The following is a 14,553-nucleotide window of genomic DNA, read 5'->3' as shown; positions in this document are numbered from 1 at the left end:
TGTCATCCGCCGTGCGCCGGCAATGGCGAAATTGTCGCTGATATATTGACATAAAGATATCTTTATGTGATTTGGGCGGCTTGTCTTTATAATGACGTCAAGGAGTCCGCCCGTGTTCAACAATCTGTTTGGCCCCGAAGGGGAAAAGCGCGACGGCAGTGAAGTGTTTGCAGCGCTCAGGAAAGCCGCCAGCGAACGCATTCTCGTCCTTGACGGCGCCATGGGCACGCAGATCCAGGGGCTGGGTTTCGACGAGGATCATTTCCGTGGTGATCGCTTCATCGGCTGCGCCTGCCATCAGAAGGGCAACAACGACCTTCTCATCCTCTCGCAGCCGGATGCGATCGAGGAGATCCATTACAAATACGCCAAGGCCGGCGCCGACATTCTTGAGACCAACACCTTCTCCTCCACCCGCATCGCGCAGGCCGACTACGCGATGGAAGGCGAGGTTTATGCGCTGAACAAGGAAGGCGCCGAAGTCGTTCGCCGCGCCTGCCTCCGCGCCGAGCGCGAGGATGGCCGCCGCCGCTTCGTGGCCGGCGCTATCGGCCCGACCAACCGTACGGCCTCGATCTCGCCTGACGTCAACAATCCGGGCTTCCGCGCCGTCACCTTCGACGATCTGCGCATGGCCTATGCCGAGCAGATCGACGGCCTGATCGATGGCGGCGCCGACATCATCCTGATCGAGACGATCTTCGACACGCTGAACGCAAAGGCTGCGATCTTCGCCTGCGAGGAGCGCTTCGAGGCCAAGGGCATTCGCCTGCCGGTGATGATCTCAGGTACGATCACCGACCTGTCCGGCCGCACGCTGTCGGGCCAGACGCCTTCGGCGTTCTGGAACTCGGTGCGCCACGCCAATCCGTTCACGATCGGCCTCAACTGCGCGCTCGGCGCCAACGCCATGCGTCCGCACCTGCAGGAACTGTCGGGCGTTGCCGATACCTTCATCTGCGCCTATCCGAATGCCGGCCTTCCCAACGAGTTCGGCCAGTATGACGAGACGCCCGAGCTGATGGCGGCGCAGATCGACGAGTTCGCCCGCGAGGGTCTCGTCAACATCGTCGGCGGCTGCTGCGGCTCGACGCCTGAACATATCAAGGCGATCGCCGAGGTTGTCGCCAAGTACAAGCCGCGCCCGATCCCCGAGCATCGCCCCTTCATGTCGCTGTCGGGCCTCGAGCCATTCGAACTCACCAAGGACATCCCCTTCGTCAACGTCGGCGAGCGCACCAACGTCACGGGTTCGGCACGCTTCCGCAAGCTGATCACCAATGCCGATTACACGGCAGCACTCGATGTCGCGCGCGACCAGGTGGAGAACGGCGCGCAGATCATCGACATCAACATGGACGAAGGCCTGATCGATTCCGAAAAGGCGATGGTCGAGTTCCTGAACCTGATCGCCGCCGAGCCGGATATCGCTCGCGTGCCCGTGATGATCGACAGTTCCAAGTTCTCGATCATCGAATCCGGCCTGAAGCGCGTTCAGGGTAAGCCGATCGTCAACTCGATCTCGCTGAAAGAAGGCGAGGAGAATTTCCTTGCGCAGGCGAGGTTGCTGCATGCCTATGGCGCTGCTGTCGTCGTCATGGCCTTCGATGAGACCGGGCAGGCGGATACCTATGACCGCAAGGTCGAGATTTGCACGCGCGCCTACAAGCTCCTGACCGAAAAGGCGGGTTTCCCGCCTGAAGACATCATCTTCGACCCGAACGTCTTTGCTGTCGCGACCGGTATCGAAGAGCACAACAATTACGGCGTCGACTTCATCGAGGCGACGCGGACGATCCGCAAGACGATGCCGCTGGTGCATATTTCGGGCGGTGTTTCGAACCTCTCCTTCTCGTTCCGCGGCAACGAGCCGGTGCGCGAGGCGATGCATGCCGTGTTCCTCTACCACGCCATCCAGGCGGGCATGGACATGGGCATCGTCAACGCCGGCCAGCTGGCGGTCTATGACCAGATCGACGCGGAGCTGCGCGAGGCCTGCGAGGACGTGGTGCTGAACCGCCGCAGCGACGCCACCGAGCGCCTGCTCGAAGTGGCCGAGAAGTTCCGTGGCGGGGCTGCGCGCGAGGGACGCGTGCAGGATCTCTCCTGGCGCGAATGGTCGGTCGAGAAGCGGCTTGAACACGCTTTGGTCAACGGCATTACCGAATATATCGATGCCGATACGGAAGAGGCGCGCCTTGCCGCGGCCCGTCCGCTCCACGTCATCGAAGGTCCGTTGATGGCCGGGATGAACGTCGTCGGTGATCTGTTCGGCTCGGGCAAGATGTTCCTGCCGCAGGTCGTCAAGTCGGCGCGCGTGATGAAGCAGGCCGTGGCCGTGCTCCTTCCCTACATGGAAGAGGAGAAGCGGCTGAACGGCGGCGACGACCGCAAGTCGGCCGGCAAGATCCTGATGGCGACCGTGAAGGGCGACGTCCACGATATCGGCAAGAACATCGTCGGCGTCGTGCTCGCCTGCAACAATTACGAGATCATCGACCTCGGCGTCATGGTGCCGGCGACGAAGATCCTGGAGACGGCGGTGGCCGAGAAGGTCGACGTCATCGGCCTGTCGGGCCTGATCACGCCGTCGCTCGACGAAATGGTGCATGTGGCGGCCGAAATGGAACGCCAGGGTCTGGACCTGCCGCTTCTGATCGGCGGCGCCACGACCAGCCGCGTTCATACGGCCGTGAAGATCCATCCCGGCTACAGCAAGGGCCAGACCGTCTACGTCACCGACGCCAGCCGCGCCGTCGGCGTTGTCTCGTCGCTGCTCTCGCCCGAGAACCGTGATGGCTACATCACCGATATCCGCGCCGAATACGCCAAGGTCGCCGCGGCCCACGCCCGCAGCGAGGCCGAGAAGGTGCGCCTGCCGCTGTCGCGTGCCCGCGAGAACGCGCAGAAGGTCGATTGGGCCGCTTACGCGCCCGCCAAGCCAAGCTTCCTCGGAACCAAAGTGTTCGAGGATTACGATCTGGCGACGCTCGCCGAATACATCGACTGGACGCCGTTCTTCCAGACCTGGGAGCTGAAGGGCCGATATCCCGCCATTCTCGAGGATGAGAAGCAGGGTGAGGCGGCGCGCGCGCTCTGGGCGGATGCGCAGGGGATGCTGAAGAAGATCATCGACGAGAAGTGGTTCCGCCCGCGCGCCGTCATCGGCTTCTGGCCGGCCGGCACCGTCGGCGACGATATCCGCCTGTTCAAGGATAACAGCCGCAAGGAAGATCTCGCGACCTTCTATACGCTGCGCCAGCAGCTCTCGAAGCGCGACGGCCGGCCGAATGTGGCGCTGTCGGACTTCGTGGCGCCTGTCGATAGCGGTGTGCAGGACTACGTCGGCGGCTTCGTCGTTACCGCCGGTATCGAGGAAGTGGCGATCGCGGAGCGCTTCGAACGCGCCAACGACGATTACTCGTCGATCCTCGTCAAGGCGCTGGCCGACCGTTTCGCGGAAGCCTTCGCCGAGCGGATGCACGAAGAGGTGCGCCGCGAATATTGGGGTTATGCCAAGGGCGAGGCGTTCAGCAAGGAGCAGCTGATCACCGAGGAATATGCCGGTATCCGCCCGGCGCCCGGCTACCCGGCGCAGCCCGATCACACCGAGAAGAAGACGCTGTTCGCGCTTCTCGATGCCGAGAACGCCGCCGGCGTGAAGCTCACCGAGAGCTACGCCATGTGGCCGGGTTCGTCCGTGTCGGGCATCTATATCGGCCACCCCGACGCCTACTACTTCGGCGTTGCCAAGGTGGAGCGGGATCAGGTCGAGGATTATGCCGGCCGCAAGGGCATGGAGATCTCCGAGGTCGAGCGCTGGCTCGGGCCGGTGCTCAACTACGTGCCTTCGAAGCCGCGCGAGGACGTGGAAGACGCGGCCTGATTGGGCGCGTCTTCAGGCACTGATTCAATTGCCGGAGAAAATGATTCAGGATCATCGGCCAAGGGCCTGATCCTGAATCGGAAATCGCTGTTTCGTCGGCCTGATGTCAGGCCGTGAGTTCGACCAGGATCGCGGTCGTGTCGTCGCTCTGCTTGAAGCGGGGATAGCGCAATCCCTCAGGATCGGTCTCGCGCTCGAAGCGGCGGAGTTCCTCGATCATCGGGGCGAGGCCCTTGTCGAGTGCCGCGCGCACCAGGCTTGCGGCGTCATAGGCTTCGTAGAGCACGACCAGATCGGCGAAGCCGTCGCTGCAGATGATGGCGTGGGCGCGGCCCTTGATCTTCAATTCTTCCGACACGAGATGATCGGCCGATTCAGGCACGAGGCCCAGGGTCCAGATGCCGCCTGCCGTGTTCTGGCTTTCGCGGTGGCGGCGCAGAGCCGCCAGCGTCTCCGCATTGCCGAGCGCGCCGCCATCCTTGGTGATGCCGCCGGTGCGGGCGATATGGCTTTGCGCATGGGCCTGCTCCCTGACATAGGCGTCGGGAAGGGCCATGTGGAAGCTCACCGATCCATCTTCCTGCAGGAGGAAGACACAGGAATCGCCGAGGCCGTAGAAGGTTAGGCGATTGCCGGTCGCATGGATCATCGAGAAGGCGGAGAGCGGCCATGCGTAGCGTGGGGCATCGGGGTTGTTGCCGAGGAATGTTGCCCTGGCATCCTGTGACGCGGCGCGCGCGACATCGGAGACCGGCGTCTCGCGCGTGATCTGCTGCCTGAATCCATCCGCGAAGCGTGCCGCGACCCAGGCGGCGTCGCTGCCTGAGGCGTCCATGTATTGACGGTCGCCAAGGCCGGTCGCGCCATCGATCACGAAGGCGCAGGCCTCGTTATATCCGAAGCGGTCGTCGTTTGGTTTGGCCGGGTTGCCCGGTACGGAGAGCGCGTCGAGGATCTTGATCTGAGGTGCCGGCATCGTTCTTCAGTTCCTCGTCATGGGAGCCAGTGGAAGGCCGAGCAGGTCGCCCTTCGCGAATTAGGTGAAGTCTCGGTCAGCCGAGAACCGGGCGCATGAAGCTGCGCTCATAGCTGATGATGCTGCGGTTGCGCTTGTCCAGATCGAATGCCGCTTGGCACTCGGGATCGACCGCCATACGGGTGCGGTAGTCTTCGTATGCGGCAAGACTCGGGAAGGAGAACAAGGCGACCGCGATGTTGTTGGCGCCTTCCGAGGGCAGGAAATAGCCGTGATGGTTGCCGCCCATACGGTTGACGATGGGGATCCAGAGCCTGGCGTATTCCTCGAATTCGGCGAGCTTGTAGGGATCGATGACATAACGCAGATGGCAGGTAATCATTGAAATATCTCTCATTGATCGAGCCGGCTGAAATGCCTGCCGGCCCGCTGATGGCTTATTGTGCTGTTGTCAGGCGCCGGCTGCAAGCCGCTGGTTGAGTTCCTCGATGCCCACATCGGCTTCCACCGTGTCGCCCTTGACGAGCAGGTAGACGCCGAGCGCGAAGGCGAGGGCTGCGATGAACAGCAGGTAATAGGCATGCGCCATCGAGTTCAGCGGGAGAGCCGAGGCCACCGCCAGCGGCGTCAGTCCGCCGAAGATGGCGTAGGAGACGTTGTAGGAGAAGGAGAGGCCGGTGAAGCGGACGCGGGCCGGGAAGGCGCGGACCATCACGTAGGGCACTGCGCCGACGAGGCCGACGGAGAGGCCCATGATCGCATAGAGCACGAAAAGCACCGTCAGCGATGTCGCGGCGTAGGTGTAGAAGGCGAAGGTGGCCGCGCCGAAGAAGATGCTGGCGACGATGAAGAAGCGGCCGGAGCCGACGCGATCGACGATCGCGCCCGCGGCCGCCGTGCCGAAGATCAGGAACAGCGTGCCGAAGCTGGTCGCTGCCAGCGATTGCTGCGCGGTGTAGCCGTAGAGCTTCTGCAGGAAGGTCGCGGTCATCAGCGTGGTGACGACAATGCCGGCCGAAAGGATCCAGGTGAGCAGCATCGAGATGATGACGCCCCGCGGATAGTCGCGCAGCACGGCCTTCAGCGGCAACTCGCGCATCAGCGAGCGGCTCTGCTTCATTTCGGCGAAGATCGGCGTCTCCTGCAGCCAGCGGCGGAGATAGACGGCGACAAGACCGAAGATGCCGCCGAGGAAGAAGGGGATGCGCCAGGCGTAGGCCGCGACATCCTCGGGCGTGAAGGCCGAGTTGATGATGGTGGCGATGAAGGAGCCGAGCAGGATGCCGAGCGTCAGGCCCGAGCAGAGGAAGCCGCAGGCAAAGCCGACGCGGCGGAAGGGAACGTGTTCGGCGACGAAGGTCCAGGCGCCGGGCACCTCGCCACCGATGGCCGCACCCTGCAGGACGCGCATCAGGATCAGGAGGATGGGGGCTGCGATGCCGATCGTGGCATAGGTCGGCATGGCGGCCATGCCGAGCGTCGACAGCGCCATCAGCATGATCGAGAACGCAAAGACGCGCTTGCGGCCGAACATGTCGCCGAAATGAGCGAGCACGATGCCGCCGATCGGGCGCACCAGATAGCCGGCGGCGAAGATGCCGAAGGTCTGGATCGTCACCAGCCAGTCGGGCATGTCGGGCGGGAAGAACAGGTGGCCGATCACACCAGCGAAGAAGACGAAGATGATGAAATCATAGAACTCCAGCGCGCCGCCGAGGGCGGAGAGGCCGAGCGTCTTGAAATCCTGGGCGGTGAGGCGGCGAGGGGCGGCTGCGGGCGTCGTGGTGGGGGACATGATGCGGGCTTCTTGCGGTATGACTTCGGTTGTGCCGTCGTCGCGCAATGGGGTGGGGATTTCAAGCGTTTTCTGGTGTTCTGGGTTGGTTGCCACACTCTCCAACCTCATTCCTGTGCTTGTCACAGGAATCCAGCCAACCCAAGTCCTTGGGTTGGAAGAGTCTTTTCGCGCCGCAGACGCGACGCGGCTGGATCCCGGCACAAGGCCGGGATGAGGGAGAACGAGGGGTGGCGACGCCAGTTTGCCCCTCAATTACCGGGAAATATCAATCCCGGATAACCAGCAGATCCGCCGCCATGAAGCGCAGGGTCACCGTTTCGCCGGTAGCCGGCGGCTTGACGCCGGGGCTGTTGAACATGTCGAAGGAGATGACGTTGCCGCCGACGTTCATGCGGGTGCGGATGACGGAGCCGAGGAAGTGGGCGGAGACGACTTCGCCGGTGAGCTTGGTGTCGCTCGGTGTGCTTTCGGCGAGCGAGCCCGCTTCCGGGCGCAGCGCCAGCGAGACGGTATCGCCGGCCTTGTAGGTGGAGATGTTTTCGCGGAGCGTCACGCCCTGGTCGCCGATCTGGATGCGGTTGACCGAGGGGTCGACGACCTTGGCCTCGATGATGTTCAACGTGCCGACGAAGGATGCGACGAAGCGCGTGGCCGGCGTGTTGTAGATCTCGAAGGGGGTGCCGATCTGGTCGGCGCGGCCGCCGTTCATGACGACGATGCGGTCGGAGATCGACAGCGCCTCTTCCTGGTCGTGGGTCACGAAGATCGTGGTGATCCCCAGCGACTGCTGGATTTGGCGGATTTCCTCGCGCAGCGAGACGCGGATCTTGGCGTCGAGGGCCGACAGCGGCTCGTCGAGCAGCAGCACCTGCGGCTTGGCGGCAAGGGCGCGGGCGAGCGCCACGCGCTGTTGCTGGCCGCCCGACATCTGGTAGGGATAGCGGTCGGCAAGATGGCCGAGGTGAATCAGCGCCAGCATTTCCTTGACGCGGGCGTCGATCTCGGCCTTCTGCTTGCCAGCGATCTTCAGGCCGAAGGCGACGTTGTCATGCACCGTCATGTTCGGGAAGAGCGCGTAGGCCTGGAAGACCATGCCGATGTTGCGCTGGTTCGGCTTCAGCGGCGCGATGTCCTTGCCGGCGATGCTGAGATTGCCGCCGGTCGGGTTTTCGAAGCCGGCGATCATGCGCAGGACCGTGGTCTTGCCGCAGCCCGACGGGCCGAGGAAGGAGACGAATTCTCCCTTCTCGATGTTCATGTTGAAGTTCTTGACGACCTGAACCTGGCCGAAGGATTTCTGAATGTTGGTCAGCGAGAGAAATGACATGTCGAAATACCTTAAGCCTTGGCCGGGCGGGATCTGCCGATGCGCGAGACGAGATTGAGCAGGCCCATGCTGAGCCAGGTGATGGAGAATGCGATCACGGCGAGCGCCGAGGGCTCGTAGGCCCTGTTGGCGCCGACCAGCTGCAGGTAGGGGCCGAAGGCCGGACGGCTCAGAAGTGCCGCAAAGGTGAACTCGCCCATGACGATCGCCAGCGTGATGAAGGCGCCGGAGAGGATGCCGCTCATCACGTTCGGGAAGATGCACTTGAACATGATCGTCCACCAGCTGGCGCCGAGGCTCTGGGCGGCTTCAGTTAGCGTTCTGACGTCGATGGCGCGCATGGCGGTGTCGACGGAGCGGTACATGTAGGGCAGCGACAGCGTGATGTAGGAGAAGACGAGCAGGATGTTGGTGCCCGTCGTGGATGCAGTCATCGGCAGGATGGACGAGGAATTGTACATCCTCAAATAACCGAAGACGATAACGATGGCCGGGATGACCAGCGGCAGCAGCGTGATGAACTCCACCACCTGGCGCATCTGCGGCATGCGCAGGCGCACCCAATAGGCCGTCGGCACGATCAGCAGCATGCCGAAGACGATGGTCAAAAGCGCCATCATCATCGAATAGCCGAAGGTTGCGCGGAAGCGCTCATCGGAGAAGACCGAGAGGTAAGCGTCGAAACTGTAGGCGTCGCGGCGCATGCGCAGCGAGAACTCGATGGTTCCGAGCAGAGGCACGATGAAATAGGTCGCGCCGATGGCGATGGCGATCCAGGCGCCGAGTTTTTGAGCCTTCATTTCTGCCACCGTTCAGCGCGCATGCGCAGCATGAGATAGAGGATGTTGGACACGCCGGTGATGACGATCATGCCGAGCGCGATCGCATAGCCGAGGTTCGCATTGTGAAGGACGTCGCCGCGGATCTGCGCATAGAGCAGGATCGGGACGATGTTGAGCGAGGAACCGGTCAGCGCATAGGCCGTCGCGATTGCGCCGAAGGCGTTTGCGAAAAGCAGCAGCGTGGTGCCGAGAAGGCTCGGCCAGAGGATCGGCAGGGCGACCTTGGTCCAATATTGCAGATTGCTGGCGCCGAGGATTTCAGCCGCTTCGCGCCATTCCTTCTTCATGCCGTCGAGTGCCGGCGTCAGGATCAGCACCATCAGCGGGATCTGGAAGTACATGTAGGTGATGGTGAGGCCGAAGAAGGAGAGCAGGTTGAAGCCGGTGCCGTAGAGGTTGAAGCCGAACCAGTCCCGCAGGAAAACCGTCACGAGGCCGGTGCGGCCAAGGGTTGCCAGGAACGAGAAGGCGAGCGGGATGCCCGCGAAATTCGAGGCGACGCCGGAGAAGGTCAACAGCGTCGAGCGCACGGATGTCGGCAGGCCGCCGAGCACGACGGCCCAGGCGAGGAAAAAGCCGATCAGCGCGCCGCCGAGTGCCGAGGCGACCGAAACGCGAATACTGATCCAATAGGCGCTGAGGATCGACGGGGTGAAAAGATCCCCGATGTTCTTCAGCGTGAAATTACCCTCGGGCGTCAAAAAGGCGCCGATCACAAGGTAGAGCGTGGGAATAATGAGAAAAAGCAGGGCGAAAATAATGAAGGGAGTAATACCCAGCCAGTCGATCACGCGGTCCTTGGTGATCAGCGGGGCCGTGCTCACCACGGGCGTCGTCGAAACAGTGCTCATTGAAAAAGCTCTTCTTGCGGCGTCGGAGGGGCAAAAGCCTCCCCGCGATAAGACGGGGAGGCCGGTTTCATGCTGTATTACTGGACGTTGGCGCCGACGACGCTATCCCACTTGCTGGTGATAGCGGTCTTGCCGGCTTCCTGCTCTTCGAGCGTCGGGAAAACGGCCTTTTCATAGGCAGCAGCCGGCGGCAGCTTGTCGAGAAGGTCCTGCGGGATCTTCTTGTTCTTGGCCAGATCGTTGAAGCGGATCGGGTGGCAATAGCCCTTCAGCCAGCCGAGCTGACCTTCGTCCGAATAGAGGTATTCCATCCAGAGCTTGGCAGCGTTCGGGTGCGGAGCGAAAGCGGAGATCGCCTGGACGTAAACGCCGGCGTTGACGCCCGAAGCCGGAACGACGACTTCAACCGGCGGGTTGCCCTTGAGCGTATCGCGCCAGGACAGGCCGTTGTAGTCCCATGCGATGACGATCGGGGTCGAGCCCTGTGCCAGCGAAGCGGACTTGCCGATGACAGGAACGAGGTTGCCTGCCTTGTTGAGTTCGCCGAAGAAGGCGAGACCGGCTTCACCAGCCTTGGTCGCGTCCTTTTCACCAGCAGCGATGCCGGCAGCGTAAACAGCCTGGACGGCCTGGTTGGAAGCGCGCGGGTCACCGGCGAGAGCGATCGAGTTGGCGTAGTCCGACTTCTTCAGGTCGGCCCAGTCCTTCGGCACTTCCTTGACGATGTCGGTGTTCACGACGAAGGAGAGAACGCCGTAGTAATCGCCGTACCAGAAGCCGTCGGCATCCTTGGCGCTGTCAGGGATCGAATCCCAGGTCGAAACCTTGTAAGGCTGGATCAGGCCGTCAGCCTTTGCGGTCGGGCCGAAGGAGAGGCCGACGTCGATGACGTCAGGAGCCTGCGGGCCGGTGTTGCCCTTGTTGGCCTTGATGGCTTCGATTTCGTCGCCCGAACCAGCGTCCGGGTTCAGTTCGTTCACTTCCAGACCATACTTCGCCTTGAAGCCGGCAATGAGGTCGCCGTAGCCGCACCAGTCGTGCGGGAGAGCGATCGTGGTCAGCGTGCCTTCCTTCTTGGCGGCAGCGATGAGTTCAGCGCTTGGCTCTGCGGCAGCAATTGCGGTTGAAGCCACAACAATTGCTGTAGAGAGCGAGAGCAGTCGAGAAAGATTAGAGATCACTGTTGTTCTCCTTCGGGTTTCAGTGTCCGACGATGCTGTTACTGACGTTACGTGAAGCTTGTGTGACAGTTGGATGACGCTATTTTTTCTTTGTATCGCGGGCGTTTGGCGAGGATGTTTCGATTGCGACACGTCCTTGTTTTCTGCCCGTTACATCTTCGCTGTCGTAATTGTCCCTCCTAACCAAGTTTGCGGAAGAGCCGCGTCTGTTCGAAAAGGCCTTCCAGCGTTTTCATGCGCTCCTTCGTTTCGTCCCATGTCGAGTTCTGAACCGCCTCGATCAGCGCCTCGACAATGAAAAGGGTGACGACGGAGCTGTCCCATGCCGACGGCGCCTCGATCTGCACGCGAAACGTATGGCGTGCCAGCTTGGTCGCGGGAGAGGCCCACTGGTCGGTGAAGATGATGATCTCGGCGCCGCTGTTCTTGGCGGCGGTGGCGAGGCTGACGAGCTCCTGCTCGTAGCGCCTGATGTCGAAGATGATCAGCAGGTCGCCGGGGTTCATGTTCAGGACATATTGCGGCCAGCTGCTCGAATTGGCCGACAGAAGCGCCGTATTCGGGCGAATGACCTGCATATGCGTGAAGAAATATTCGGCCAGCGCGCCGGTAATGCGGCCGCCGACGAAATAAAGGTTGCGCTTGCGGTCCGACAGAAGGGTCGCGACGCTGTCGAACGTCGCGGTATCGAGACCGGTCAGTGTCTGGCGCAGATTGTCGATGATGGCATCGGCGAAGCGGTTGAGAATGTGGGTTCCGGGCGCGTTCGAGGCCCATCGGTCGTGCTTGGCGATCGGATTGGAGATCGTCGCCTCGACCTCCTGATGCAGATGCGCCTGGAAATCGGGATAGCCCTTGTAGCCGAGCTTTTGGACCATGCGCACGACCGTCGGGGTCGATACGCCGGCGTTTTCGGCAATCGTCGTGATGCTCCCCAGTCCTGAGACCGGGTAGTTGTCCAACAGACTTTCAGCCAGCTGCTTTTCGGCGCGCGTGAGCACGCCAAAATGCGAGTGGATTACGTCTGAAACTGTCTTCGACGCAACGGTCACGCGATCTTGCTCCCCGGGATTGGTCTTGTGCCACTTTCCCACTCAAAGTTAACAACGCTGTCACAATCCATGTCAACTACTGTCATGAAAAGATTTTTTCAGTGTGTGCTTGACACTTTTGGAAAGCTGAAGAATTCTTTTCTTATAAGTATTTTATTAACAGTTGTGGTGGAGCGACTGTGGTGCTTGCTCGGTTGGAAGTGCTCGGCAAAGGGGAAGGGGAGTGCGTCGCGGTCGAAAGGCCAGACGGCACCAGCCCGGTGCTTATCATCTGTGAACATGCATCGCGGGTTCTACCTGCCAGCTTCGGGACGCTTGGTCTTTCCGAGGAGGCGCTCAACAGTCACATTGCCTGGGATCCCGGCGCTCTTGCGGTCGCCAGGGGTATGTCCGAGGCGCTCGATGCCACGCTGGTTCACCAGCGTTTTTCACGCCTGATCTACGACTGCAACAGGCCGCCGGAATCGGCCGGCGCCATGCCTGAGAAAAGCGAGGTCTACGACATCCCGGGAAATGCAGGCCTAAGTGCCGAGGAAAAGACCGCGCGCACCGAGGCCCTGTACATCCCGTTTCATGACGCCATTCGCGCACTCATTCGTGAACGCAAGGCGCGGGGACAGGAGACCGTTATCGTCACCGTCCACAGCTTTACGCCTGTCTTTCACGGAAAGACGCGCGCGGTCGAGGTTGGCGTGCTGCATGACGACGACAGCCGGCTGGCGGATGCGATGCTTGCCGCTGCGGGTGAGACGACGCACTATAGAGTTGAGCGCAACGAGCCTTACGGCCCCTTGGACGGCGTGACGCATACGCTGATCCTGCACGGGCTGTCGAACGGATTGCGCAATGTAATGATCGAGGTCCGCAACGACCTCATCGCAGACCCGGCTGGCCAAGGGGTCATGGCCAGCTATCTGACAAGGCTGCTCCAGCAGAGCCTGGACGCCTGACGACGAAAGATAAGACCCCAGGGAGCAGTCTAACTGCGATCCGCCCGCAGGCGAATACGTCGCGGGCACTTTGGCACTGGATAATCAGCCGCAATTCCGCGGTTGATGGCTAAACAGGGGGACGTCATGTCCGATTATTCGGAACTCGACAAGAAGCAGGATGTGCACATCCTGCATTCCATGGGTTATGCCCAGGAACTCGAACGGCGCATGAGCTCGTTTTCGAATTTTGCCGTTTCATTCTCGATCATCTGCATTCTTTCCGGTGGTATCAATTCGCTGGCACAGGCAACGGCCGGCGCGGGCGGTGCCGCGATCGGCATTGGCTGGCCGATCGGCTGCTTCGTTTCGCTGGTATTCGCCGTTGCCATGGCGCAGATCAGCTCGGCCTATCCGACGGCCGGCGGTCTCTATCACTGGGGTTCGATCCTCGGTAACCGTTTCACCGGCTGGCTGACAGCATGGTTCAACCTGCTCGGCCTCGTCACGGTTCTCGGCGCCATCAACGTCGGCACCTACTATTTCTTCATGGGCTCGTTCGGCACGACCTATTTCGGCCTGACCGATACGACCACAGTCCGCATCCTGTTCCTTGTGATCATCACTGGTGCTCAAGCGCTCGTGAACCACATGGGTATCGGCCTGACCGCGAAGCTCACGGACTTCTCGGGCTACCTGATCTTCGCATCGGCGATCGCGCTGTCGGCCGTGTGCCTGTACTTCGCGCCGTCCTACGAGATCGGCCGCCTGTTCACCTTCGCCAACTATTCCGGCGAAGCGGGCGGCAATGTCTGGCCGGCAACGTCGGGCACCTGGGTGTTCCTGCTCGGTCTGCTTTTGCCGATCTACACGATCACCGGCTATGACGCTTCCGCGCATACGTCGGAAGAAACGGTCAAGGCCGCCCATTCCGTTCCGCGCGGCATGGTCTCTTCCGTGCTGTGGTCGGCGCTGTTCGGCTACATCATGCTTTGCTCGTTCGTGCTGTTGCTGCCGAACATGGATGACGCCGCAAAGCAGGGCTGGAACGTGTTCTTCTGGGCGATGGACACGCAGGTCAACGCGACCGTCAAGGATATCCTCTACTTCGCTATCCTCGTGTGCCAGTGGCTGTGCGGCCTTGCAACCGTCACCTCCGTATCGCGCATGATCTTCGCCTTCTCGCGCGATGGCGGCCTGCCGGCTTCCAAGGCGCTCGCAAAGGTCAGCCCGAAGTACCGCACGCCGGTATCGGCCATCTGGACCGGATCGATCCTCTCGGTTCTCTTCGTCTGGGGCTCGTCGCTCGTTTCGATCGGTGACACGCCGGTCTACACGATCGTGGTCTCGTGCACGGTCATCTTCCTGTTCTTCTCCTTCGCGATCCCGATCACGCTCGGCCTCTTCGCCTGGGGTACGTCGAAGTGGGGCAAGATGGGTCCGTGGAACATCGGCGAGGGCATGTACAAGCTGTTCTCGGTGCTCACCATCCTGGCGATGATCCTGATCTTCGTTCTCGGCGTGCAGCCGCCGAACGGCCCGGCGCTCTATGTGACCGTCGGCTTCCTGGTGCTGACCGCGATCGTGTGGTTCGGCTTCGAGAGCCGCCGCTTCAAGGGCCCGCCGATCGGCGAGGAAGTGGCGCGTCGCCAGGCCGAGATCGCGGCTGCCGAAAAGGCTGTCGGCGAAGGCTGATATACTCTTCCAAGAA

The 14,553-nt window shown here is 61.7% G+C and carries 11 protein-coding genes; 3 read left to right on the top strand and 8 right to left on the bottom strand.

The annotated features are described in order from the left end of the window. Positions 1 to 112: 112 nt before the first annotated feature. Complete coding sequence (gene metH / locus QTL96_RS04470; RefSeq protein ID WP_289726828.1) at positions 113 to 3,886, top strand: methionine synthase; 3,774 nt, start codon at positions 113 to 115, stop codon at positions 3,884 to 3,886. 106 nt (positions 3,887 to 3,992) lie between these two features. Here the strand turns inward: metH and QTL96_RS04465 are convergent, their stop codons facing one another. The 8 genes from QTL96_RS04465 to QTL96_RS04430 all read right to left on the bottom strand — a co-directional run bounded on the left by QTL96_RS04465 (position 3,993) and on the right by QTL96_RS04430 (position 11,913). After that, positions 3,993 to 4,862 (bottom strand): hypothetical protein, encoded by an 870-nt coding sequence (locus tag QTL96_RS04465; protein ID WP_289726827.1) that lies wholly within the window; start codon positions 4,860 to 4,862, stop codon positions 3,993 to 3,995. A gap of 76 nt (positions 4,863 to 4,938) precedes the next feature. Beyond that, positions 4,939 to 5,244, bottom strand: coding sequence for an NIPSNAP family protein (locus QTL96_RS04460; protein ID WP_018897517.1), 306 nt, complete (start codon positions 5,242 to 5,244; stop codon positions 4,939 to 4,941). Positions 5,245 to 5,313: 69 nt separating this feature from the next. Beyond that, positions 5,314 to 6,657 (bottom strand): MFS transporter, encoded by a 1,344-nt coding sequence (locus QTL96_RS04455; protein WP_289727171.1) that lies wholly within the window; start codon positions 6,655 to 6,657, stop codon positions 5,314 to 5,316. Between the two features lie 268 nt (positions 6,658 to 6,925). Next, positions 6,926 to 7,987: an ABC transporter ATP-binding protein gene (locus QTL96_RS04450; RefSeq protein WP_289726826.1), complete on the bottom strand. Its 1,062-nt coding sequence runs from the start codon at positions 7,985 to 7,987 to the stop codon at positions 6,926 to 6,928. 11 nt (positions 7,988 to 7,998) lie between these two features. After that, on the bottom strand, positions 7,999 to 8,787 hold the full coding sequence (locus QTL96_RS04445; protein WP_113010383.1) for an ABC transporter permease: 789 nt from the start codon (positions 8,785 to 8,787) through the stop codon (positions 7,999 to 8,001). Then, positions 8,784 to 9,680, bottom strand: coding sequence for an ABC transporter permease subunit (locus QTL96_RS04440; protein ID WP_113010382.1), 897 nt, complete (start codon positions 9,678 to 9,680; stop codon positions 8,784 to 8,786). The genes QTL96_RS04445 and QTL96_RS04440 overlap by 4 nt, the downstream gene beginning before the upstream one ends. A 77-nt stretch (positions 9,681 to 9,757) precedes the next feature. After that, the gene (locus tag QTL96_RS04435; protein WP_112944331.1) at positions 9,758 to 10,861 is read right to left on the bottom strand and encodes an ABC transporter substrate-binding protein; all 1,104 of its coding nucleotides are present in this window, start codon (positions 10,859 to 10,861) and stop codon (positions 9,758 to 9,760) included. Between the two features lie 179 nt (positions 10,862 to 11,040). Further along, positions 11,041 to 11,913, bottom strand: a complete 873-nt coding sequence (locus QTL96_RS04430; protein ID WP_018897523.1) for a MurR/RpiR family transcriptional regulator — start codon at positions 11,911 to 11,913, stop codon at positions 11,041 to 11,043. Positions 11,914 to 12,092: 179 nt separating this feature from the next. Here QTL96_RS04430 and QTL96_RS04425 point away from each other — a divergent pair, with 179 nt between their 5' ends. Both QTL96_RS04425 and QTL96_RS04420 read left to right on the top strand, forming a co-directional pair. After that, positions 12,093 to 12,863 carry an N-formylglutamate amidohydrolase gene (locus QTL96_RS04425; RefSeq protein ID WP_289726825.1) on the top strand — a complete coding sequence of 257 codons (771 nt, stop codon included), beginning with the start codon at positions 12,093 to 12,095 and terminating at the stop codon, positions 12,861 to 12,863. A 126-nt stretch (positions 12,864 to 12,989) separates the two neighbouring features. Further along, a complete protein-coding gene (locus QTL96_RS04420) occupies positions 12,990 to 14,537 on the top strand; it encodes an amino acid permease (RefSeq protein ID WP_289726824.1) in 1,548 nt (515 codons plus the stop codon). Positions 14,538 to 14,553: the final 16 nt, after the last annotated feature.

The organism is Rhizobium sp. S163 (genome assembly GCF_030380805.1).
Taxonomy (GTDB): domain Bacteria; phylum Pseudomonadota; class Alphaproteobacteria; order Rhizobiales; family Rhizobiaceae; genus Rhizobium.
The sequence above is the reverse complement of the archived record's forward strand: the minus strand, read 5'-3'. Positions and strand labels throughout refer to the sequence as shown.

What these genes read in the sequence shown, in the direction of transcription:
- QTL96_RS04465 (WP_289726827.1), bottom strand. Translation starts at nt 4,862, where the DNA reads ATGCCGGCACCTCAGATCAAGATCCTCGACGCGCTCTCCGTACCGGGC.
- QTL96_RS04460 (WP_018897517.1), bottom strand. Translation starts at nt 5,244, where the DNA reads ATGATTACCTGCCATCTGCGTTATGTCATCGATCCCTACAAGCTCGCC.
- QTL96_RS04455 (WP_289727171.1), bottom strand. Translation starts at nt 6,657, where the DNA reads ATGTCCCCCACCACGACGCCCGCAGCCGCCCCTCGCCGCCTCACCGCC.
- QTL96_RS04450 (WP_289726826.1), bottom strand. Translation starts at nt 7,987, where the DNA reads ATGTCATTTCTCTCGCTGACCAACATTCAGAAATCCTTCGGCCAGGTT.
- QTL96_RS04445 (WP_113010383.1), bottom strand. Translation starts at nt 8,787, where the DNA reads ATGAAGGCTCAAAAACTCGGCGCCTGGATCGCCATCGCCATCGGCGCG.
- QTL96_RS04440 (WP_113010382.1), bottom strand. Translation starts at nt 9,680, where the DNA reads ATGAGCACTGTTTCGACGACGCCCGTGGTGAGCACGGCCCCGCTGATC.
- QTL96_RS04420 (WP_289726824.1), top strand. Translation starts at nt 12,990, where the DNA reads ATGTCCGATTATTCGGAACTCGACAAGAAGCAGGATGTGCACATCCTG.